Genomic DNA, 19,884 nt, shown 5'->3' with positions numbered 1-19,884 from the left:
GTCGCATTCGGGGCTATTTATCCACCTTGCGCAAGCAGAATATCAATCTTTTAGACGCTCTCGTTGGATTGTTCTCGGGCAATCCTGTGTCGCTTAAACCACAGCCTGAGTAGTTACGGGAATTTAAAGCAGTTAACTCAATTCTCAGCTAGAAAGCCCACGGGTCTCAAGGCTGATGGATAGGTTTCTGCTATACTCTCTGGCTATCTAACCAGACCAAGGGGAGTGGGCCATGGGTAAATTGAAAGTAGGACTGTTGTTTGGCGGACGCTCTGGTGAGCATGAAGTATCCATTATCTCCGCAGGCGCAATTTATCGAGGATTGACAACCGGAAACAACATCGATCGCTACGAGGTTCTCCTGTTCTATATCCAAAAGGATGGGGTATGGCAGACAGGAGCGGTGGCGCAGCAGGTCTTGACCGATCGGCAGCCCGTGGAAACCGAGGAAACTGCCCCAAAAGCAACGCTGTGGCAATTTCCACCGCAGGTCAGCGAAGTCGAGGTCTGGTTCCCCATTTTGCATGGTCCCAACGGCGAAGATGGCACTATTCAGGGCCTATTGCAACTCATGCAGGTTCCCTACGTTGGTTCGGGGGTCTTGGCTTCAGCGGTGGGCATGGATAAGATTGCCATGAAAATGGCCTTTGCCGAAGTGGGTCTCCCCCAGGTGAAGTATATGGCGGTGACCCGATCGCAAATTTTTTCCGATCCCTGCCGTTTTCCCAAGCTGTGTGATGAAATTGAGGCCCAACTCGGCTATCCCTGCTTTGTCAAACCCGCCAATTTAGGATCTTCTGTCGGAATTTCTAAATGTCGTACCCGATCGGAATTAGAAAAAGCCTTGGACGGTGCCGCTAGCTACGATCGGCGCATCATTGTAGAAGCAGGGGTTGTAGCGCGGGAAGTGGAATGTGCTGTCTTGGGCAACGATAATCCCAAAGCTTCAGTGGTCGGTGAAGTGACCTTCGAGAGCGACTTTTATGATTATGAAACGAAGTACACCGAAGGCCGATCGCAGATTTATATTCCTGCTAATCTGACCGCTGACGTGGTGACGCAAATTCAAGAACGGGCTATTCAGGCATTTCAAGCGATCGACTGTGCAGGACTGACCCGTGTGGATTTCTTCTACGTCGAAGCCACGGGCGAAATTTTAATTAATGAAGTCAATACCTTACCTGGCTTTACGGCAATGAGTATGTATCCTCAACTCTGGGCTGCAACGGGGGTGGAATTTCCAGACCTTGTCCACCAGTTAGTTCAGTTTGCTTTAGAGCGTAGTCATTCTTAAACAATCCATCTGTGAGAGGTAGCTATGAGAGCGGCGATCGTCCTTTGCAATGAGGGACTCTCCGCTCCTTTTTCTGATTCGAATTTAACGGATCCTAAAGATAATTCGTTCACGTGGGAGATCTTTAATTAATATTGGGACTAAGGACAGAGAAATTTGAACTAATGACCGGATAAAAGACGATCTCGTGGCAACATGTTCGATCGGGCTCTTCCTGGGGAGTGATCGTCTCCTTAAGGGGGATTTTCGCCAAAATCTAAACTTTCCAGTTCCAGCTTTCCAGTTCAAACTTTCCAGTTCAAGCTTTATCCAACGTCTACGATCGGGTGCAGTGAGGATCCGGGATGCGATCACGGCAGGGAAAAAGTGCACTATTGGCTAAAAAACAACAGCGACAGACTCGCTGGGAACGTGCATTGCTCAAAATCAATCGAACTTGGAGCCAGCTTCCCCGGCATTGGTTTTGGCGATTCATACTTCCCAGCCTTTGGATACGACGGTTACAGCGTCCTGCGGGGATTCGCATTTTCCTGCTGCTGTTGTTGGCTTGGTTGATGACCTTGGTGCTTATTTGGGGTGCAACGCGCGAAATCCTCAGTCTAGGAAATGAAATTCTGCCGCCTCAGGAGATGGCCCAAACGATCGCCCAAAGGGAGCACCAGAGTTTTCTACAGTTAATTGGAGCCATTGGCCTAGGTTGCGTGGGGCTGTCCTGCTTGATCACTCCTAGTTTGCGTCAAACCAATTCCGTGGATCAGTCGATTAAAGGTGCGATCACCCCTTCGGTTCCTGCCGAAATCGCGGATTCTGAATAAGGTTGTCCTCACTGACAGGGCGTTACTGTAGTTCTTGTAATTTTTTCCAATCGGCGATCGCGGTTTCTGTCCAGAGCCAATTTTTGCCTAAAGCATTGGGACTGAAGCGATCGGGGCTAGCTTTCATGACCTGATCCCGGAGTTTAATAGCCTCTGCCTGAAGCCGCTTTTGATCGGCTCCCGTTTGAGTCTGCGCCGTTTTGAAAGCGCTTAAAGCCAGTCCTGCATAGGCATTCAGGGCTTCGGGCGAGGTGGGCTGCTGGGCTGTCAGATTGGCCGCCTGGAACCAAGCGTCGGTGGCACGGGGAAGGTCAGTGGGTGTCAGTTTGCCTTCCGCATAAAAGGCAAAGCCCAAGGCGGTTTGATAGAGCGGGTTATTCGGTTCCTTCTGGGTTGTCATGCCCCAAAAGCGCCGCACATCGTCTAGGCTATGATTCCCACCGCTATTCTGCTGCCAAAATTGCCAGGACAGTCGTCCGCGCAGAAAGCTAATCGGTGCGACTTCCTGCTGGTTGCGCGAAGCGTTGTCTAAAGCAGCTTGGGCCTCTACTAAGGCACCCCGATCGAGCAAAGCTGCCACGGCTTCCTGGGCTTGGCGCAAATTATTTTTGCTGAAGGATTGCTGGGCGATCGTCACAAGATTGGCATTATTGGCCTGGGATTGATTAGGCTGCAGGGTATCTGGGCTGGGGGAACTGCTGGGGGACGGTTGGGGGACACTCGCCGAAATGGAGGGCGTGGGCGGTGTCGGAGGTTGGGATTGGAAGCGGCTCACAGCCACCCCAATACCTAACAAACTTGCAGCAGTAATCCCGATAGTCCCCATCAATGCTTTGGACAGGGGAGGCCGGGAATGAGGGTTATCTCCAAAATTAGCCCGACTCGCGTGCCCTTGGGACGTGGGGGTAGACCCTTCGGGGTTACCTGTGGCGGAAGGATCTAGAAGCTGTTGGAGGCGGGTGGGTGCATGGGAGTGTTGGGGATCCAGCTTCAATGCCATTTTGTAGGCAGTCAGTGCTTCTGGCAGATTGCCATAGGTTTGGAAAGCCGTGCCGAGATTGTAGTAAAGTTCGCCGCAATCGGGAGCCAATTTCAGGGCTTCTCCATAGGTTGCGATCGCTCCTGTCAAGTCTCCTTGTTGTTGGAGCACCTGCGCCAGTTGATTCAATTCGCGAGCTTTTTCGTTGGTAATGACCGGGGCGGTTGAAGGAATAGCGTTCCCATTACCTTGTGCAACCGCTAGATTGCTCGACGGTGTTTGGGATGATTGGGTTGAAGTGATGGAATTTCCATTGTTGGAAAGTTCCTTAAACAGATCCGCAATTTCTGCCCGATCGGCCTCATCATCCAGATTGTCATCCAGGTTGATTTCTTCTACGAAGTCACCATTGATGAAGTCACCATTGATCAAGTCACCGTTTACGCTACTGCCACTTAAGGGATTTCCACCTAAATCATTTTTGGCAAACTGGCTGGCGGTAAGATGCGCTGAAGCTAATTGGCCTAAGGGCTCTAACTGATCCGACTCCAAAAAGGCAGGGTCGATTGAATCGATGGGATTGACGCCCGATCGATCTCGGTTAGCCGTTTGGTGAGGCCGAAGATAGCCATCAAATTCGGGATGGAGATAGAGAATTGGTAACGCCCAATAGAGTTGGCTAGAACCATAGGAAGACAGTAGCCCCTGTCTGGCCCGATTCAAGCTCAGATCGATGGGATAGCGTTGCTTCAGATTACGGTAGAACAATCGGCTCAAGGTTAAGGCCACATCATCGGGAATCCGTTCCGCCATGGCCAGTACGGCAGGAACACCCCGCTTTAACAGCGCATCAGCCAAATTATTGCTGTTATCCTCGCCAGCAGTGGCTCCATGCACGCCTCGGCAGGAATTAAACACGGCCATGCGGACACCGTTATTGACTAATAGCCCTGCTAAATCATCTCCATTGAGGACTTCAGTCAATCCAGTCTTGTCATTGACCAGATAGAGATCGCCCCCTGCACTGCCTAAATTGCTATGCCCCGCATAGTGCAGAATGTCAAAGTGTCCCTGCTCTAAGGCTTGAGTCAGTTGTTCCCGACCGGGCTGATCGAGAATTTGCAGTTCGATCGTGGGGCCATCGAACCGACGATCCTGATCTCGCTGTAGTTCAGCTTGTAAATGAACGGCTTCTTGGTGCAGCTGTAGCATTTCCTGATCCGTCGGAGCTGCCAGTACCATCAGAATGCGTAGGGGCTGATTGGGCTGGATATTGGTTGGATGCAGAGAAAGCTTGCTACCAACAGCGGTAAAGGCAGAATGGTAGCGGGAAAACACAACGTCGGTTCCGGTGGACAGAGGCCGATCACCTGCATGCAAGACTTCCCAGGGCAGTCGGGGCAAGCGATCGCCCTTTAATCCTAGGCGTAATCGCAAAATGTCGTGTTGATGCTGGGCAATCCCCTGTGCCACCATCCAGCTATCCCGTACCGTTCCTTGAAACAGCGCATTGTAAAGTTCCTGGCCTAAGGTCACTAAATCCACTGAAGCGGGTTCGCCCACGGGGCCAGTCTGGCCGCGCCCTCGTAATAATCCCAGTAACGGATCATTCATCAACTGTCCCGCCTGCTGTAACCAATCTCCTACGCGCCAAGAGACTAATTCTTCTGCCAGAGGAACTCCCGGAGAGACCCGCTCTGTTCTAACGAGATAGGTTTCCTCTTTGACAGGGGTTACAGACAGTGAGAATTCTTGGGTCACAGTCTTTTCTCTCCCAGTAATTCTAAGCGTTCCATTACCCCTCTCCCTGATGCGAAACCTGCTATGCCTGGACTGATGCCTATACTTCTGTACTTATAGCGGTAAATTTGAGACTTGTCGAAGTAAATCTTGTCTTCGACTTTGTGAAATATTGTGAATTTCGGTCAGGGAAAAGGTTTGATCTTGGCCAAGATGCCAAGGGGCTGACGGCGATCGTTTGGAGAGAGTTCCCAACTAATTGTCTTAAGGATCCGAGAAAGTACGCAGGATTCAAGGAAACTTTGCAGTAACTTCATCGTTACTCTACAGAACTGTTCCCGAACAGCAGGTCAGTTTCCGGTAAAGCGGAATGGTAGATGCACCCTGATTTCCACCTCCAACTCATGCCTAGTGAGTTGGGGGTTTTTTGTAGGAAGTTTTCCAGCAGAGTTGGCCGATCTACGAGATTTTTCGGAACTTGGCAGGCGTGATGAGCCGAGGGTGGATCCGTAAATTTACGCTCTAGCTGCACCGGATGGCTGAGAATCCATCAAGTGATTGAGCTGAGAACCAGAGAATTAGGCTTTGGCCATGCGGTTAGTGCGGAAGGTCACGTTCGAGCCCTCTTGGGTTTGTTCTAACACGAGCAGAGGGGTCGGTTTGGCCTTTTGATCCCAGTGCATATTGGCAATGCGCCCTTGAATGGTAGGTTGCCAGGTATCGTTCTCATGGCCTGGACTGAGGAAGGTCTCAATGCAATCGATAATTTGCCCGATCGTTTGTGAAGTGGGCTGGGTGGGCAGCTTGAGGATTTTAATACAAACGCGGAATAGCACGCGCTTTGTTCCCTTGGGAGCATCCTGGGGTTCATATTCCACATCAAAGACTTCATCCACTTGCCGGCCTGTCCCGCTGGCAATTCCCAGTTCCCCTTGGCTGGCTTGCTGCGGTCGCAGGGCCATCGTAATCCGATCTTTGACCTTGATTTTCATCTGGTTGACGATCGAGAAATGGAAGACTTCCTCCGCCATCCGCATCCGAAGGTAATCTAGGTTAAATTCTCGGGAGTGAATTAAGTCTGGATTGCGCTCCATTTTGCCGATCGTATCGACCGCAAACTTATATTTTTTCTGGAGTTCCTGGTTTTTCAGGAGTTCAAACCGGAGCTTTTTGTTGAGGCGACGGTACTGCAAAGCTGAGGTGATCCCCAAAGCCACCAATAGGAATAACAGTCCACCAGCCGTATACATCCAGACGGGAGAAGTTTGTTGACTGGTTGTCTGAGAAGCAGGACTTGGGGGCTGTGCTGTAGATGTTTTGGGTTTGGTTGTTTTTGGGGCGGCCTGAGCAAGCCAGGTTCCCGTCGAAATCATCGGGACTGACATATCTACCACAGAATTATTTTTTGGACAACGGGTTGAAACTATTCAACAAGTATTCCCATAAAACCACAAGGAGCAACAATTAGGAGAGACTCCCCATTGGCATTGATTGCTATAGCCCTAGCCTATCGGCTCAGAACAGTGATAGCAAATTGGTGGGATTTCCATTTCCCTGTATAGAAGGGATCTGGTTCTCTTGTATCTAATGGCTTCAATAACCTTTGGGTGCAATAACCCTTGGGATGCTCTGCTCAGTCCAAAGTGTCTAGGGTGTTTTCTAGAGTATGGACTCAGTGGTTTGTTCTTGTATCATCCAAGGGATGGCTAGGAGGGAATAACGGATGTTCTTGCAGCCGATCGCGCAGGCTCAAGCGAATTTTTCTGCAATTCAGTTGATTGCAACGGATATGGATGGGACGCTGACGCAGCAGGGAAAGTTTAGTCCAGCCCTGTTGCAGTGCTTTGAGCAGTTGGTCGATCGTGCGATTCCGGTGGTGATTGTCACGGGACGATCGGCGGGCTGGGTGAGTGCAATCAGTCATTACCTCCCCATTGCGGGGGCGATCGCGGAAAATGGTGGACTGTTCTATCAAGGCGATCGCTTGGAATGGTTGGTGCCGATTTCGGACTTGCAGCAGCATCGCCAAGCGCTTGCGAATACCTTTGCGAGCTTAAAATCTCAATTTCCTCATCTTCAGGAATCGATCGATAATCGCTTTCGTCTGACAGATTGGACGTTTGATGTGCGAGGGCTTTCCCGATCGCAATTGCAAGCGTTGACCCACAGTTGTGAAGCACAAGGCTGGACGATGGTCTACAGCACTGTGCAATGTCACATTAAATTGCCAGAACAAAGTAAATTGCAGGGATTGCAACAAGTTTTGCGCATGGCGTTTCCGACGATCGACCCCCAGCAGGTGGTCACGGTTGGGGATAGCCCCAATGACGAAAGTTTGTTCCAAATGCCTTTGTCGGTGGGAGTAGCTAATGTGACGCACTATGTCGATCAACTATCCCAGTTACCCCAATTTGTGACCCAGGCAGAGGAAGGCACTGGGTTTTGTGAATTGGTAGACCTGATTCTGATGGCTGAAGCGAAATCTACAAAATCAGCATGAGCACAAAAAAGCCTCTCCTGATCTAGAAGAGGCATCCTTCATTTTTTAATCTGCACCTAAATTTGTATCTGAAGGAAATACCCAAAGAAAACAGACCCTAGGCAGCAGCTAAGGTTTCTTTCAACGGGGTCCAACGGAAAGACCGATCTCCGCCCAGTTCAACAATGACTTTAACGCGCGGATCAAGCTTCGGCAGGTTAACGAGGAACGCTAATTCCTCGTTCGATAAGATATTGCCTTCAATAATCCAAAGCAGTAGTCCCTTACACTTGGGGGGAAGGCTAGCCAACTGAGTTTCGATAATTGGAGGAATAAAGTAGCGATAGCCGACCGCTGGATCAGAGGTTGCGCTTTTCTTGCCAAGGTGGGGAGGTCGTACACCATGGACGCCGGTTAGGTACATCGCCACATCTCCTAGCCCCCGTGCTGTCAGGCTAAGGGAGACATAGCCCTTCGATCGAATGCGGCGACGATAGCGACCTTCAAAGCCCCCTTCCAGTGGGACGTAGACGCCCAATGCACCATGGGACTCTAAATCTCGGATGAGTTTGCCACCAGTCGTAATGAGTGCCATATCAATAAGCCTTAATACCCACTGCACTCTAGTCTAATCGCTCTTGCAGCGATTTCATCGCCCTTGTTCCCCCAGGCCATAGAATTTTCAGCGTCCACTGTTCATGGCTTCTCAATGGCTGTCCGGATCATTTCCTCTGGCTCTATCTAACAACCTCAGAAAAAATCCTAGAAAATTTGGTGTCTTGCTAGACAGAACTTAACACCTTAGGTAGAATGTTTAACTGTCGTGATTTTACGGCAACGCTTGTTTCCCGCCCACCTCTGCGGTACTGAAACTCTCAGCATCATGGCTTTTCGGTACGTGTAGCACAGGTTCGCACCCGTGATGAGAGGAAACAGCATGAGGTTAGCTTCAGGCAATCGTTTGAAGTTTTCTGAGGAAGGGTATTCCCTTCACTACTTGGAAGGACTCCTTTCTGGTTCGGATACTGAACAGTTTGCTGTTTAAGTCCACTGGGATTGACTGTCGGAGTGATTCAGCGCCTTTTGTGGGGTGCGTTTATCGCCTGAAGATGGAGTGTCAAGTTTGTAGAGAGAGCCTCCTAATTGTTGGAGGTTGTTTCTGCGTGTGCGCGATCGGTGGAATGTGATTCTTCCGAACGTGCTGTTTTGTCCAGGGTAAGTTGTGTGCTGCAACCGCTGCCCAGTACGGGATGTTTAGTTAAAGGAGACCCGACATCGTGGCTGTTGGAATTCTCGGCACAAAGCTTGGGATGACCCAAGTATTTGATGAGGCAGGGAAAGCGATCCCTGTCACAGTGATTCAGGCAGGTCCCTGCCCAATTACTCAAGTTAAGACCAAAGAAACTGATGGGTATGTGGCGCTTCAGTTTGCTTACGGCGATGTGAAGGAAAAAAACCTGAGCAAAGCTGAAAGGGGTCACCTGAAAAAATCTGAATCGGCTCCTCTGCGTCATCTGACAGAGTGTCGTTTGAAGGATGTGTCCGGCTACGAATTGGGTCAAGCCTTGACCGTTGAGCAATTTGAGTCTGGCCAATTGGTGGATGTGATCGGAACCAGTATTGGTCGGGGTTTCGCAGGTTATCAAAAGCGTCATAACTTCAAACGCGGACCCATGGCGCACGGTTCTAAAAACCACCGTCTGCCGGGTTCGACTGGTGCGGGTACAACGCCGGGTCGGGTTTTCCCCGGTAAGCGGATGGCTGGTCAGTACGGTAACGAACAAGTCACGGTGAAAAAGCTGACCGTGGTACGAGTCGATAGCGATCGCAACCTGTTGTTGGTCAAAGGTGCGATTCCTGGCAAACCCGGTGGCTTAGTGAAAATCATTCCAGCCAACTTGGTTGGTGGTAAGTAAGCGAGGCGATCGTCAAGTCTGACGAAACGAGACAGGAGATAAAACAATGGTTGATTGTGTCGTGAAAGACTGGCAAGGCGCAGATAAAGGCAACGCCTCGCTGGATCTGAAAGTTGCAAAGGAAGAAAGCGCAGCTCATGTCGTGCACCGTGCTCTGGTTCGCCAGTTAGCCAATGCTCGACAAGGGACTGCTTGCACCAAGACTCGTTCTGAAGTGAGCGGTGGCGGTCGGAAGCCTTGGCGTCAAAAGGGAACAGGTCGCGCTCGGGCCGGTTCTAACCGCTCTCCCTTGTGGCGGGGTGGTGGTGTGATCTTCGGGCCGAAGCCTCGGGATTACAGCCAAAAAATGAACCGCAAAGAGCGTCGTTTGGCTCTGCGCACCGCATTGCAAAGCCGTGTGGCTGACCTGATTGTGGTGGAAGAGTTTGCCGCAAACCTAGAGCGTCCCAAGACTAAAGAAGTATTGGCTGCATTCCAGCGCTGGGGTGTGGAAGCGGGTTCTAAGGTGCTGTTGATTGTTTCTGAGCGCCAAGAAAACGTTTGGTTGTCGGTGCGGAACGTAGAACGTGTGCGGATTATCTCTGCGAGCAACCTGAACGTGTATGACATTTTGGCTGCGGATCAAATCGTAGCTACTGCATCTGCGATCGCAAAAATTCAGGAGGTCTACGGTGACGACTAACTTTAACCCCCGTGATTTGGCGGATTTGATCCGTCGCCCCATCATCACTGAGAAGGCTACGGTTGCCCTGGAAAACAACCAGTACACCTTCGAAGTCGATCCCAAGGCCAAGAAGCCGGAAATTAAAGCCGCTGTTGAGTTTTTGTTCGACGTTAAAGTAACTGGGATCAGCACCCAAAACCCGCCGTACAAGTCTCGTCGCGTTGGTCGCTTTGCAGGTCGCAAACCGCATTACAAAAAAGCGATCGTGACGCTGGCGGAAGGGGATTCCATCACCCTGTTCCCCGAAGTTTAGTCAGCAGTTTGAGAGAGTGAACTATGGGTATTCGGAACTATCGCCCCTACACCGCAGGAACTCGCGATCGTAGTGTGGCGGATTTTAAAGAAGTTACCAAGAGCGAACCCGAAAAGTCGCTAGTTGTTTATGTTCATCGATCTAAAGGTCGGAACAACCGTGGGGTGATTACCTGCCGTCATCGGGGCGGTGGTCACAAGAAGCTGTACCGCATTATTGATTTCAAGCGGGACAAGCAAGGTATCCCAGCAAAAGTGGTGGCGATCGAATACGATCCCAACCGTAATGCTCGGATTGCGCTGCTGCACTACCAAGATGGTGAGAAGCGCTATATTTTGCATCCCGTTGGTTTGGAAGTCGGTGCGACTGTTGTTGCTGGAGAAGGCTCTCCCATCGAAGTTGGCAACGCGATGCCCCTGTCTGCCATCCCCCTAGGAACGATCGTTCACAACGTTGAACTCTATCCCGGTCGGGGTGGTCAAATGGTGCGTTCCGCAGGTGCGGGTGCGCAAGTCGCGGCAAAAGATGGCGACTACGTCACCTTGAAGTTGCCTTCTACGGAAGTTCGCATGGTGCGCCGCAACTGCATGGCCACGATCGGTCAGGTCGGCAATACCGAGCACCGTAACCTCACCCTGGGTAAGGCCGGTCGGACTCGCCATCGCGGTCGTCGTCCCGAAGTTCGTGGTAGTGTCATGAACCCGGTGGATCACCCCCACGGTGGTGGTGAAGGTCGGGCTCCGATCGGTCGTTCTGGCCCTGTGACCCCTTGGGGTAAACCGGCGCTGGGTAAGAAGACCCGCAAGAAGAAGAAACTCAGCAGTGCGCTGATTGTTCGTCGTCGCCGTAAGTCGTCCAAGCGTGGACGCGGCGGTCGTGAGTCATAAGTTAAAGGGAGAACTCGGAAATGTCTCGTTCATTGAAGAAAGGCCCCTTTGTTGCCGACCACCTGCTGCGTAAGGTTGAGGCGGCGAAGGCCAAAAATGATAACTCCGTCATCAAAACCTGGTCTCGGGCATCTACAATTTTGCCCAACATGATCGGTCTGACGATCGCCGTGCATAACGGCAAAACCCACGTGCCCGTCTACGTGTCGGAACAAATGGTGGGTCACAAATTGGGTGAATTTGCTCCCACCCGTACCTTTAAGGGGCACGGTGCTGATAAGAAGGCGCGTCGCTAAGGAGAACTGAGCTATGGCAGTTGCACTACAATCCAATGAAGCGAAAGCGACCGCGAAATATATCCGCATGTCTCCCCGCAAGGTGCGTCGTGTGCTGGATCAAATTCGGGGCCGCTCCTACCGGGAAGCGTTGATTATCCTGGAATTTATGCCCTACCGCGCCTGTGAACCCATTCTCAAGGTTCTGCGGTCTGCGGCAGCCAATGCGGAACACAATATGGGAATCGATCGGGCTTCCCTGACGGTGGCCCAAGCCTTTGCCGATATGGGGCCTTCCCTAAAACGGTTCCGTCCTCGTGCCCAAGGTCGTGCTTATCAAATTCGTAAACCGACTTGCCACATCACAATCACCGTGGCACCCGGTTCAGAAGACTAAGTAGACATCGCAAGAGGATAAAAACCGTGGGACAAAAGATTCATCCAAATGGCTTACGCCTAGGCATCATTAAAGAGCACCGCTCTCGCTGGTTTGCCGATTCCAATCGTTACCCAGCATTACTGCAAGAGGATCATAAAATTCGGGAATTTTTCACGAAGAATCCTCTCAACCTCGCCAACCTCAATAAGCCTGGTATTTCCGATATTCGGATTGAGCGTAAGGCTGACCAAATTGATCTGGAAATTCGCACTTCCCGCCCTGGTGTGGTTGTGGGTCGTGGTGGTTCTGGGATTGAAGAACTGCGCACCAAACTGCAAAAGGTTTTGGGTGGCGATCGGCAAATCCGCATTAACGTTGTGGAAGTCTCCCGCGTCGATGCCGATGCAGCTTTGATTGGGGAATATATCGCAGAGCAACTGGAGCGTCGGGTGTCTTTCCGTCGTGTGGTGCGTCAAGCGATCCAACGGGCTCAACGGGCTGGCGTTGAAGGGATCAAAATCCAAGTCAGTGGCCGTCTGAACGGTGCGGAAATCGCCCGTCCGGAATGGACTCGGGAAGGTCGCGTACCCCTGCATACCCTGCGGGCGGATATCGATTACTGCTACTGCACTGCGCAAACCATCTATGGGACCCTGGGAATCAAAATTTGGGTCTTTAACGGTGAGCGCATTCCCGGACAAGAAATTGTTGAAGCTGCTCCCACGAACCAGCAGCCTCGCCGTCGCCAACAGCGTCGTCGTCAGCAGTTTGAAGATCGTTCTAACGAAGGTTAATTGAGGCTAGGGAATTCTGGCCGATTCTGCCAGGGTTCCTCCCCCTCCATCCCTCGTCCTTTGTAGGTAAGCAAAGATGTTAAGTCCAAGAAGAACTAAGTTCCGCAAACAGCAACGCGGACGGATGAGCGGTCTGGCGACCCGTGGTAGCAATCTGAACTTTGGAGAATTTGGTCTCCAAGCCACGGAGTGTAGCTGGATTACCTCCCGTCAAATTGAAGCTAGCCGTCGTGCCATGACCCGCTATATCCGTCGGGGCGGCAAGATTTGGATCCGTATTTTCCCAGATAAGCCTGTGACAGCTCGTCCTGCTGAAACCCGGATGGGTTCTGGTAAAGGGGCTCCAGAATATTGGGTTGCTGTTGTCAAGCCGGGTCGAGTTTTGTTTGAAATCACTGGCGTTTCCGAAGAAGTGGCTCGGGAAGCTATGCGTCTTGCTCAGTACAAACTGCCGATCAAGACCAAATTTATTACACGTTCCACATCAGCTGCAGAGACGGAGGGTTGCTAAAGCTATGTCTCTTCCCAAGATTGAAGATGCACGCAAGCTCAGCGATCAGGAGCTTGAAGACAAGATTCTCGCGGTGAAACGGCACCTGTTCGACCTCCGTTTCAAGAAAGGGACTCGTCAACTGGAAAAGCCCCACGAGTTCAAGCATGCGAAGCATGAGCTGGCGCAATTGATGACCGTGGAGCGGGAGCGTCAAATCAAGGCAGCAACTGAAGCGGAGTAGGGTTCCAATGGCAGTCAAACAGAGAGTTGGTTTAGTCGTTAGCGACAAAATGGACAAGACCGTGGTGGTGGCAGTGGAAAACCGCGCTGCTCACCCGAAGTACGGCAAAATCGTTGTCCGCACGAAACGCTACAAAGCACATGATCAAGAGAACAAGTGCAAAGTGGGCGATCGCGTGCGCATCGAGGAAACTCGACCCCTCAGCCGCACCAAGCGCTGGGCTGTGGTTGACATCCTGACTACTGCTCAAAGCTAGAGAGGGATAAGGGATAGCGTCATGATTCAACAGGAAACTTATTTGAATGTGGCGGATAACAGCGGCGCTCGGAAGCTGATGTGTATTCGTGTTGTAGGTGGTGGAAACCGCCGTTACGCCGGGGTTGGCGATGTTATCGTGGCCGTGGTTAAGGATGCTACGCCCAATATGGGTGTTAAAAAGTCTGATGTGGTGAAGGCCGTTGTCGTCCGTACCCGCAAGACCCTACGCCGTGACAGCGGTATGAGCATCCGTTTTGATGACAACGCAGCGGTCATCATCAACAATGATGGCAATCCACGGGGTACTCGTGTATTTGGGCCAGTTGCTCGTGAGTTGCGTGATAAGAACTTCATGAAGATCGTCTCGCTGGCTCCGGAGGTACTGTAAATGGCAAAAATCCACGTTAAAACCGGAGACACCGTTCAGGTGATTTCGGGAAAAGATAAAGGCAAAATTGGCGAAGTTATTAAAGCTTTGCCCGGTGCCAGTCAGGTGATCGTGCAAGGTGTCAATATTCGGACAAAGCACGTTAAACCCCAACAGGAAGGCGAGTCTGGTCAAATCCAAACCAGTGAAGCTCCCATCCACAGCTGTAAAGTTATGCTGTATTCCACTAAGGAAAAGACAGCCAGCCGTGTCTGCTACACCATCAAAGATGGTAAGAAAGTGCGCATGCTGAAGAAGACGGGCGAAATCATTGACTAAGCCCCCAAGTAACAACCATTGACCTAGCTTCCCTGACCAAGCCCAGGGAAAGGATTTGAAAGGTATGACACAACGTCTGAAGACCACCTATAACGAGAAAGTTGTTCCAAAGTTAATGGAGCAATTTCAGTACAAGAACCTTCACCAAGTGCCCAAACTTGTGAAGGTCACGGTGAACCGGGGTTTAGGCGAAGCATCCCAGAATGCGAAAGCCTTGGAAGCGTCGATTAATGAAATCGCGATCATCACCGGTCAACGTCCTGTCGTCACTCGTGCTAAGAAAGCGATCGCGGGATTCAAGATCCGTCAAGGTATGCCCGTGGGGGTCATGGTCACCCTGCGTGCTGAGCGGATGTATGCCTTTATGGATCGCTTGATCAACCTGGCCCTTCCCCGAATTCGGGACTTCCGTGGTATTAGCCCTAAAAGCTTCGATGGCCGTGGCAATTACACCTTGGGTCTGCGGGAACAGCTGATCTTCCCTGAAGTGGAATATGACAGCATTGATCAGATTCGAGGGATGGATATCTCGATCATTACGACCGCTGGTACGGACGAAGAAGGTCGAGCCCTGCTGAAGGAATTCGGAATGCCCTTCCGCGAGAATTAATCGGTTTCATCAAGAGGAAACTATGGCAGTTAACGACACCATTGCAGATATGTTGACGCGCATCCGGAATGCCGGATTGGCCCGTCATGAAACCACCGAAGTGCCAGCAACCAAGATGACCCGTAGCATTGCTCAGGTTCTCAAGGCGGAAGGGTTTATCGGTGAATTTGAAGAGGCCGGTGAAGGCGTAAAAACCAACTTGGTGATTACGCTAAAGTACAAAGGCAAAAATCGCAGCAAGCCGCTGATCACCAACCTGAAGCGGGTGAGCAAGCCTGGTCTGCGTGTTTACTCCAATTGTAAGGATCTACCCAAGGTGCTGGGTGGAATTGGGGTCGCTGTGATCTCAACCTCCAGCGGCATCATGACCGATCGGGAGGCACGCAAAGCGGGCGTCGGTGGCGAAGTGCTTTGCTACGTGTGGTAATTCGTCATCGAGGTGATTAGCTAATGTCGCGTATTGGAAAGCGTCCAATTAATATTCCCGCTAAGGTAACCGTCACGATCGACGGTCAAACCATTACGGTGAAGGGGCCGAAGGGCGAATTGACTCGCACCCTTGTGTCGGAAGTGACGGTGACCCAGGACGGGGATACCCTCATCGTCGCTCGTAAAGATGATTCCCGCGTTGCCCGCCAACGCCATGGCCTCAGCCGCACGTTGGTGGCCAACATGGTGGAAGGCGTGTCTCAAGGCTTCCAGCGCAAGTTGGAAATCCAAGGGGTTGGTTATCGGGCTGCGGTACAAGGACAAAACTTGAACCTCAGCATGGGATATAGCCACCCTGTGAACATCGTGCCGCCCGCAGGAATTACCTTTGCGGTCGAAAACAACACGAATGTCACCGTGAGCGGGATTGATAAAGAAGTCGTCGGTAACACGGCTGCCAAAATTCGTGCAGTCCGTCCGCCAGAGCCTTACAAAGGTAAGGGTATCCGATACGCTGGTGAGGCTGTCCGGCGGAAAGTTGGTAAGACTGGTGGTAAGAAGAAGTAAGCCATGAAAGCAAGTCGTAAAGAGTTAACCCGTCGTCGCCATGCCCGGATTCGCCGAGCCCTGGCTGGAACGTCTGATCGTCCTCGGATGGCTGTTTTTCGCTCCCGCGAAAACATCTATGTGCAAGTGATTGATGACACGACCCACAGCACATTGGTATCTGCCTCAACTGTGGATCCGGAACTTCGGGAGAAAGTGGGAACCGGTGCAAACTGTTCTGCTGCCAGCGAAGTTGGCAAGTTAATTGCTCAGCGGGCATTGGCAAAGGGGATTCAGCAAGTGGTCTTCGATCGTGGTGGTAATCTGTACCACGGTCGGGTCGCAGCCCTGGCTGATGCAGCCCGTGAAGGCGGTCTAGATTTCTAAAAGAGGCAAACAATGGCGAAAGGTCGTAAAAATACCAAAGCCCGGGAAGAGAAGTCCGACTGGCAAGAGCGGGTCGTGCAAATTCGTCGGGTGACCAAAGTGGTCAAGGGCGGTAAAAAGCTGAGTTTCCGGGCGATCGTGATCGTTGGGAACGAAAAAGGTCAAGTGGGTGTGGGCGTTGGTAAAGCCAGCGATGTCATCGGCGCTGTGAAAAAAGGCGTCGTAGATGGCAAGAAGCACCTCGTAGAAGTACCCCTCACCAAGTCCAGTTCCATTCCCCACCCCTCCTCCGGGCGATCGGTGGGTGCAAAGGTGCTGATGCGTCCTGCTGCTCCTGGTACCGGGGTAATTGCTGGGGGGGCTGTGCGGACTGTACTGGAACTCGCAGGCGTGAAAAACGTGCTTGCGAAGCAGTTGGGTTCCAATAACCCGCTGAACAACGCCCGTGCTGCATTGGAAGCTTTAGATTCCCTGCGCACCTTCCAACAGGTAGCTGAGGAGCGTGGCATTTCCCTCGAGCAAATTTACTCCTAGTTCTAAGAGAGGATAATCACGATGAGACTCGCTGATGCACAACCCCAAAAGGGTTCAACAAAGCGCGCCCGTCGCGTCGGTCGTGGTATCGCTGCTGGTCAAGGTGCGAGCTGTGGTTTTGGAATGCGGGGTCAAAAATCTCGCTCTGGCCGTCCAACTCGTCCCGGTTTTGAAGGGGGGCAAACACCCCTTTATCGCCGCCTGCCTAAGCTCAAGGGCTTCCCGCTGATCAATCGTAAAGTCTTTACGATCGTGAACTTGGAAAACCTTTCTGATTTGGCTGCCAACAGCGAAGTTACCCTGGCAAGCTTGCTAGAAGCTGGCATCCTGACCCAGGATGATGGCCCCCTGAAAGTTCTGGGGACAGGCGAGCTGAAGGTCGCGTTAAAGGTCAAAGCCGCTGCATTCACGGCTTCTGCTAAGGAAAAAATTGAAGCTGCTGGCGGTAGCTGCGAAGTAGAAGCCTAAACCGTTATCTACGAATTGCTTTAGGGACGTTCGATCGAACGTCCCTAAAATTTGTGAATTCATAACATAATCGATTATGCAAGGTATCCTCCACAGCTCAATCGCCATGGAAATTCCAATGGTTCAGTTGGGGAGGATTGCTGCTTCTCTTAAAATGAGCATTCAATCGGCAGTTGGTTTAGAGGAATTCCCTTATGGTCGTTAATCGCGATAAGGCTCCTACTGCACAGGAAACTTTCATGCAGATGGCGCAGGCAGCAGGACTGAGAGGTCGGTTGCTCTTGACGATCGGTCTGTTAGTCCTGTTGCGGTTGGGCATTTTCATTCCAGTTCCAGGCATCGATCGGAGTCGGTTTAGTGAACTGTTTTCCAATAGCGGTGTTTTAAACTTTCTTGACCTGTTTGCGGGTGGGGGGTTGAAAACCTTGGGCGTCTTTGCCTTGGGGATTATTCCTTACATCAACGCCTCGATTATTCTGCAACTGTTAACCGCCGCAATTCCCAAGTTGGAAGACTTGCAAAAAAATGAAGGGGAAGCGGGACGCCGGAAAATTTCCCAGATCACTCGCTATGTTGCGTTGGGCTGGGCCATTATTCAAAGCACCATACTTACCTTTGGTCTGTTGCAGCCGGTCGCACAAAATTGGGGGCCCTTCTTCGTCCTTGAAACTGTGCTGACCTTAACGGCAGGTTCCATGTTTGTCATGTGGGTCGGGGAACTGATTACAGAACGCGGCATTGGCAACGGTGCTTCTCTGCTGATTTTCCTCAACATTGTTTCCACGTTACCCCAGTCCCTAGGCAAAACCTTCGAACTGCTGCAAACCGGAAGTCGAGAATCCGTGGGTGGCGCGATCGTCCTGCTTTTGGTCTTTTTGGCCATGGTGGTCGGTATTGTCTTTGTGCAAGAAGGCACTCGTCGAATTCCCATCATTTCTGCCCGTCGCCAGGTGGGTCGTCGGACTTATTTAGAGAAAAGTAGCTACTTGCCCCTGCGCTTGAATCAAGGTGGGGTTATGCCGATCATCTTTGCCTCAGCAGTCTTGAGTTTTCCAAGCCTGCTGGCAGGAGCCTTTAAAGATCAGGGCATTAGTAATTTTATTGGTACCTATCTCCGGCCTGGTAGCATTGTCTACGACATCATCTATCTGTTGATGATCCTATTCTTTAGCTATTTCTACGCCTCTCTGGTGATTCAGCCCGATGAGATGTCGAAGAATTTGAAGAAAATGGGAGCCAGTATTCCCGGCATTCGTCCTGGTAAGGCAACAACGGACTATGTGGAAAAGGTGCTGAATCGCCTGACGTTCCTGGGTGCAATCTTCCTAGGAATCGTCGCGATCGTTCCCACGGCTGTAGAAAGTGCTACCCGCGTTCCCACCTTCCAAGGATTTGGGGCAACTTCGTTGCTGATTCTGGTCGGGGTGGCGATCGATACGGCTAAACAGATTCAAACCTATGTAATTTCTCAGCGTTACGAAGGGATGGTGAAACAATAGTGACACGGTTGATTTTTCTCGGTGCACCGGGTGCTGGTAAAGGCACTCAGGCCAAGTTGCTGGCTGACTCCCAGGGCATTCCCCACATTTCCACGGGCGATATTTTGCGTGCTGCGGTCGCTAACCAAACACCGCTAGGGGTCAAAGCAAAGCAGTATATGGATGCGGGCGAGTTGGTGCCCGATGCTTTGGTGATTGACCTGATTCGAGAACGGCTCCAGGAACCCGACGCGAAAAATGGTTGGATTCTAGATGGCTTCCCCCGCAATGAACCCCAGGCTGGTTTCTTGGATGAGTTGCTGAAAGAGATTCATCAAGAGTGCAACAAAGTAATCAATCTGGATGTTCCGGATGAGGTGGTGGTGCAGCGTCTTGTTAAGCGGGGTGAAGATAGTGGGCGCTCCGATGACAACGAAGCCACCATTCGCCGCCGATTGGATGTGTACCGAGAACAAACCGCGCCGCTAATTGCCTATTATCACAAGAAAAATACTTTGGTCACGATCGATGGCAACCAAAGTATGGAATCAGTAACAACGGCCCTACAAGCTGCTGTTGCTTAGGATATTTGAGTTGGCGGGGGATCGTACCCATCTGTCCTGTTGATAGACAGTGTAGTACGATCCCCACTTTTGTCCTGGCCCAGTCCTCGGGATGAAATAAGCTACACTCAAAAAGCGATTACCACCACGATCTTCTAAGGTTGTTAAGGCAGTTTATGCCGATAGTCAAGGGTGGGCCCTAAACCCTCTCAGTGAGCAATCTCAGTGGTCAATCAGCACAATAGTCAGAATCAGCAATGACTTGACTCCCAAGTTTCAGGGTTCACGAACAGACTGATTTGTGATTACATGGATTAGCTTTTAGGTTGTTGTTCCATTCTTCATTATTTTTCCCAGGAGGAAGCGTTGTCTAAAGAAGATTTAATCGAAATGGAAGGAACGGTTGTCGATTCGCTCCCCAATGCAATGTTTCGGGTCGATCTGGACAATGGCTTTAACGTTCTAGCTCACATTTCCGGGAAGATTCGTCGCAACTATATCAAGATTCTTCCGGGCGATCGGGTCAAGGTGGAATTGTCTCCCTATGACTTGAACAAAGGGAGAATTACCTATCGATTGAAAAATAAGAGATAGCCCAATGGATGGGAAGTCCTTGGCTTCCTTCTGCATGGGTTC

27 protein-coding genes are annotated in these 19,884 nt (G+C 51.2%); 24 read left to right on the top strand and 3 right to left on the bottom strand.

The genetic code is table 11. The features are described 5' to 3' along the window. The first annotated feature begins 232 nt into the window (after window positions 1–232). Window positions 233–1,294 carry a D-alanine--D-alanine ligase family protein gene (locus ACN4EG_RS02060; RefSeq protein WP_431627485.1) on the top strand — a complete coding sequence of 354 codons (1,062 nt, stop codon included), beginning with the start codon at window positions 233–235 and terminating at the stop codon, window positions 1,292–1,294. Window positions 1,295–1,638: 344 nt separating this feature from the next. Further along, the gene (locus ACN4EG_RS02055; RefSeq protein ID WP_431627484.1) at window positions 1,639–2,109 is read left to right on the top strand and encodes a hypothetical protein; all 471 of its coding nucleotides are present in this window, start codon (window positions 1,639–1,641) and stop codon (window positions 2,107–2,109) included. 22 nt (window positions 2,110–2,131) lie between these two features. Here the strand turns inward: ACN4EG_RS02055 and ACN4EG_RS02050 are convergent, their stop codons facing one another. Then, on the bottom strand, window positions 2,132–4,849 hold the full coding sequence (locus tag ACN4EG_RS02050; RefSeq protein WP_431627483.1) for a CHAT domain-containing protein: 2,718 nt from the start codon (window positions 4,847–4,849) through the stop codon (window positions 2,132–2,134). 557 nt (window positions 4,850–5,406) lie between these two features. Then, window positions 5,407–6,213: a hypothetical protein gene (locus ACN4EG_RS02045; protein WP_431627482.1), complete on the bottom strand. Its 807-nt coding sequence runs from the start codon at window positions 6,211–6,213 to the stop codon at window positions 5,407–5,409. Window positions 6,214–6,551: 338 nt separating this feature from the next. On the opposite strand from ACN4EG_RS02045, the gene ACN4EG_RS02040 reads away from it, so the two are divergent. After that, complete coding sequence (locus tag ACN4EG_RS02040) at window positions 6,552–7,328, top strand: HAD family hydrolase (protein ID WP_431627481.1); 777 nt, start codon at window positions 6,552–6,554, stop codon at window positions 7,326–7,328. Window positions 7,329–7,425: 97 nt separating this feature from the next. On the opposite strand, the gene ndhN is transcribed toward ACN4EG_RS02040, so the two are convergent. Continuing rightward, window positions 7,426–7,902 carry an NAD(P)H-quinone oxidoreductase subunit N gene (gene ndhN / locus ACN4EG_RS02035; RefSeq protein WP_431627480.1) on the bottom strand — a complete coding sequence of 159 codons (477 nt, stop codon included), beginning with the start codon at window positions 7,900–7,902 and terminating at the stop codon, window positions 7,426–7,428. Window positions 7,903–8,584: 682 nt separating this feature from the next. On the opposite strand from ndhN, the gene rplC reads away from it, so the two are divergent. From rplC to infA, 21 genes are all read left to right on the top strand, one after another. Next, the gene (gene rplC / locus ACN4EG_RS02030) at window positions 8,585–9,223 is read left to right on the top strand and encodes a 50S ribosomal protein L3 (RefSeq protein WP_431627478.1); all 639 of its coding nucleotides are present in this window, start codon (window positions 8,585–8,587) and stop codon (window positions 9,221–9,223) included. A 46-nt stretch (window positions 9,224–9,269) separates the two neighbouring features. Next, window positions 9,270–9,905 carry a 50S ribosomal protein L4 gene (gene rplD / locus ACN4EG_RS02025; RefSeq protein WP_431627477.1) on the top strand — a complete coding sequence of 212 codons (636 nt, stop codon included), beginning with the start codon at window positions 9,270–9,272 and terminating at the stop codon, window positions 9,903–9,905. Continuing rightward, window positions 9,895–10,200 carry a 50S ribosomal protein L23 gene (locus ACN4EG_RS02020; protein ID WP_190570560.1) on the top strand — a complete coding sequence of 102 codons (306 nt, stop codon included), beginning with the start codon at window positions 9,895–9,897 and terminating at the stop codon, window positions 10,198–10,200. The genes rplD and ACN4EG_RS02020 overlap by 11 nt, the downstream gene beginning before the upstream one ends. A 23-nt stretch (window positions 10,201–10,223) precedes the next feature. After that, a complete protein-coding gene (gene rplB, locus ACN4EG_RS02015; protein ID WP_431627475.1) occupies window positions 10,224–11,087 on the top strand; it encodes a 50S ribosomal protein L2 in 864 nt (287 codons plus the stop codon). A gap of 20 nt (window positions 11,088–11,107) precedes the next feature. After that, window positions 11,108–11,383 carry a 30S ribosomal protein S19 gene (gene rpsS / locus ACN4EG_RS02010; RefSeq protein WP_190570563.1) on the top strand — a complete coding sequence of 92 codons (276 nt, stop codon included), beginning with the start codon at window positions 11,108–11,110 and terminating at the stop codon, window positions 11,381–11,383. 13 nt (window positions 11,384–11,396) lie between these two features. Continuing rightward, entirely contained in the window at window positions 11,397–11,759 is a 363-nt protein-coding gene (gene rplV / locus ACN4EG_RS02005; RefSeq protein ID WP_431627474.1) for a 50S ribosomal protein L22, read from the top strand. 26 nt (window positions 11,760–11,785) lie between these two features. After that, window positions 11,786–12,535 (top strand): 30S ribosomal protein S3, encoded by a 750-nt coding sequence (gene rpsC, locus ACN4EG_RS02000; RefSeq protein WP_190570567.1) that lies wholly within the window; start codon window positions 11,786–11,788, stop codon window positions 12,533–12,535. 76 nt (window positions 12,536–12,611) lie between these two features. Then, window positions 12,612–13,046, top strand: a complete 435-nt coding sequence (rplP, locus tag ACN4EG_RS01995) for a 50S ribosomal protein L16 (RefSeq protein WP_431627473.1) — start codon at window positions 12,612–12,614, stop codon at window positions 13,044–13,046. Between the two features lie 4 nt (window positions 13,047–13,050). Further along, on the top strand, window positions 13,051–13,269 hold the full coding sequence (gene rpmC / locus ACN4EG_RS01990) for a 50S ribosomal protein L29 (RefSeq protein WP_431627472.1): 219 nt from the start codon (window positions 13,051–13,053) through the stop codon (window positions 13,267–13,269). 7 nt (window positions 13,270–13,276) lie between these two features. Continuing rightward, window positions 13,277–13,525 carry a 30S ribosomal protein S17 gene (gene rpsQ, locus ACN4EG_RS01985; protein ID WP_190570573.1) on the top strand — a complete coding sequence of 83 codons (249 nt, stop codon included), beginning with the start codon at window positions 13,277–13,279 and terminating at the stop codon, window positions 13,523–13,525. Between the two features lie 21 nt (window positions 13,526–13,546). Next, complete coding sequence (rplN, locus tag ACN4EG_RS01980; protein ID WP_190570575.1) at window positions 13,547–13,915, top strand: 50S ribosomal protein L14; 369 nt, start codon at window positions 13,547–13,549, stop codon at window positions 13,913–13,915. After that, on the top strand, window positions 13,916–14,233 hold the full coding sequence (gene rplX / locus ACN4EG_RS01975) for a 50S ribosomal protein L24 (protein WP_431627471.1): 318 nt from the start codon (window positions 13,916–13,918) through the stop codon (window positions 14,231–14,233). It begins immediately after the preceding gene. Window positions 14,234–14,297: 64 nt separating this feature from the next. Then, window positions 14,298–14,843, top strand: a complete 546-nt coding sequence (gene rplE, locus ACN4EG_RS01970; protein ID WP_431627470.1) for a 50S ribosomal protein L5 — start codon at window positions 14,298–14,300, stop codon at window positions 14,841–14,843. A 22-nt stretch (window positions 14,844–14,865) separates the two neighbouring features. Next, window positions 14,866–15,270 (top strand): 30S ribosomal protein S8, encoded by a 405-nt coding sequence (gene rpsH / locus ACN4EG_RS01965; RefSeq protein WP_431627469.1) that lies wholly within the window; start codon window positions 14,866–14,868, stop codon window positions 15,268–15,270. Window positions 15,271–15,293: 23 nt separating this feature from the next. After that, a complete protein-coding gene (rplF, locus tag ACN4EG_RS01960; RefSeq protein WP_431627468.1) occupies window positions 15,294–15,839 on the top strand; it encodes a 50S ribosomal protein L6 in 546 nt (181 codons plus the stop codon). A 3-nt stretch (window positions 15,840–15,842) separates the two neighbouring features. Continuing rightward, window positions 15,843–16,205, top strand: a complete 363-nt coding sequence (rplR, locus tag ACN4EG_RS01955; RefSeq protein ID WP_431627467.1) for a 50S ribosomal protein L18 — start codon at window positions 15,843–15,845, stop codon at window positions 16,203–16,205. Window positions 16,206–16,217: 12 nt separating this feature from the next. Further along, window positions 16,218–16,739 (top strand): 30S ribosomal protein S5, encoded by a 522-nt coding sequence (gene rpsE / locus ACN4EG_RS01950; protein ID WP_190570587.1) that lies wholly within the window; start codon window positions 16,218–16,220, stop codon window positions 16,737–16,739. 21 nt (window positions 16,740–16,760) lie between these two features. Further along, window positions 16,761–17,207 (top strand): 50S ribosomal protein L15, encoded by a 447-nt coding sequence (gene rplO / locus ACN4EG_RS01945; RefSeq protein ID WP_431627466.1) that lies wholly within the window; start codon window positions 16,761–16,763, stop codon window positions 17,205–17,207. Window positions 17,208–17,401: 194 nt separating this feature from the next. Further along, window positions 17,402–18,706, top strand: a complete 1,305-nt coding sequence (gene secY / locus ACN4EG_RS01940) for a preprotein translocase subunit SecY (protein WP_431627465.1) — start codon at window positions 17,402–17,404, stop codon at window positions 18,704–18,706. Further along, entirely contained in the window at window positions 18,706–19,269 is a 564-nt protein-coding gene (locus ACN4EG_RS01935; protein ID WP_431627464.1) for an adenylate kinase, read from the top strand. The genes secY and ACN4EG_RS01935 overlap by 1 nt, the downstream gene beginning before the upstream one ends. 345 nt (window positions 19,270–19,614) lie before the next feature. Continuing rightward, window positions 19,615–19,842 carry a translation initiation factor IF-1 gene (gene infA, locus ACN4EG_RS01930; protein WP_190570597.1) on the top strand — a complete coding sequence of 76 codons (228 nt, stop codon included), beginning with the start codon at window positions 19,615–19,617 and terminating at the stop codon, window positions 19,840–19,842. The last annotated feature ends 42 nt before the right edge of the window (window positions 19,843–19,884 follow it).

This window comes from Alkalinema pantanalense CENA528 (assembly GCF_050753345.1).
Lineage (GTDB): Bacteria > Cyanobacteriota > Cyanobacteriia > Leptolyngbyales > Leptolyngbyaceae > Alkalinema > Alkalinema pantanalense.
Note: the sequence above shows the minus strand (reverse complement) of the source record. Positions and strands in the feature narration are given on the sequence as shown.

What these genes read in the sequence shown, in the direction of transcription:
- rplO (WP_431627466.1), top strand. Translation starts at nt 16,761, where the DNA reads ATGAGACTCGCTGATGCACAACCCCAAAAGGGTTCAACAAAGCGCGCC.
- rplV (WP_431627474.1), top strand. Translation starts at nt 11,397, where the DNA reads ATGGCAGTTGCACTACAATCCAATGAAGCGAAAGCGACCGCGAAATAT.
- ACN4EG_RS02045 (WP_431627482.1), bottom strand. Translation starts at nt 6,213, where the DNA reads ATGTCAGTCCCGATGATTTCGACGGGAACCTGGCTTGCTCAGGCCGCC.
- rpsQ (WP_190570573.1), top strand. Translation starts at nt 13,277, where the DNA reads ATGGCAGTCAAACAGAGAGTTGGTTTAGTCGTTAGCGACAAAATGGAC.
- rplD (WP_431627477.1), top strand. Translation starts at nt 9,270, where the DNA reads ATGGTTGATTGTGTCGTGAAAGACTGGCAAGGCGCAGATAAAGGCAAC.
- ACN4EG_RS02060 (WP_431627485.1), top strand. Translation starts at nt 233, where the DNA reads ATGGGTAAATTGAAAGTAGGACTGTTGTTTGGCGGACGCTCTGGTGAG.
- ACN4EG_RS02040 (WP_431627481.1), top strand. Translation starts at nt 6,552, where the DNA reads ATGTTCTTGCAGCCGATCGCGCAGGCTCAAGCGAATTTTTCTGCAATT.
- rplP (WP_431627473.1), top strand. Translation starts at nt 12,612, where the DNA reads ATGTTAAGTCCAAGAAGAACTAAGTTCCGCAAACAGCAACGCGGACGG.
- rplR (WP_431627467.1), top strand. Translation starts at nt 15,843, where the DNA reads ATGAAAGCAAGTCGTAAAGAGTTAACCCGTCGTCGCCATGCCCGGATT.
- ndhN (WP_431627480.1), bottom strand. Translation starts at nt 7,902, where the DNA reads ATGGCACTCATTACGACTGGTGGCAAACTCATCCGAGATTTAGAGTCC.
- rpmC (WP_431627472.1), top strand. Translation starts at nt 13,051, where the DNA reads ATGTCTCTTCCCAAGATTGAAGATGCACGCAAGCTCAGCGATCAGGAG.
- ACN4EG_RS02055 (WP_431627484.1), top strand. Translation starts at nt 1,639, where the DNA reads ATGCGATCACGGCAGGGAAAAAGTGCACTATTGGCTAAAAAACAACAG.
- rpsS (WP_190570563.1), top strand. Translation starts at nt 11,108, where the DNA reads ATGTCTCGTTCATTGAAGAAAGGCCCCTTTGTTGCCGACCACCTGCTG.
- rplF (WP_431627468.1), top strand. Translation starts at nt 15,294, where the DNA reads ATGTCGCGTATTGGAAAGCGTCCAATTAATATTCCCGCTAAGGTAACC.
- rpsH (WP_431627469.1), top strand. Translation starts at nt 14,866, where the DNA reads ATGGCAGTTAACGACACCATTGCAGATATGTTGACGCGCATCCGGAAT.
- secY (WP_431627465.1), top strand. Translation starts at nt 17,402, where the DNA reads ATGGTCGTTAATCGCGATAAGGCTCCTACTGCACAGGAAACTTTCATG.
- rplB (WP_431627475.1), top strand. Translation starts at nt 10,224, where the DNA reads ATGGGTATTCGGAACTATCGCCCCTACACCGCAGGAACTCGCGATCGT.
- rpsE (WP_190570587.1), top strand. Translation starts at nt 16,218, where the DNA reads ATGGCGAAAGGTCGTAAAAATACCAAAGCCCGGGAAGAGAAGTCCGAC.
- rplN (WP_190570575.1), top strand. Translation starts at nt 13,547, where the DNA reads ATGATTCAACAGGAAACTTATTTGAATGTGGCGGATAACAGCGGCGCT.
- rplE (WP_431627470.1), top strand. Translation starts at nt 14,298, where the DNA reads ATGACACAACGTCTGAAGACCACCTATAACGAGAAAGTTGTTCCAAAG.
- rplX (WP_431627471.1), top strand. Translation starts at nt 13,916, where the DNA reads ATGGCAAAAATCCACGTTAAAACCGGAGACACCGTTCAGGTGATTTCG.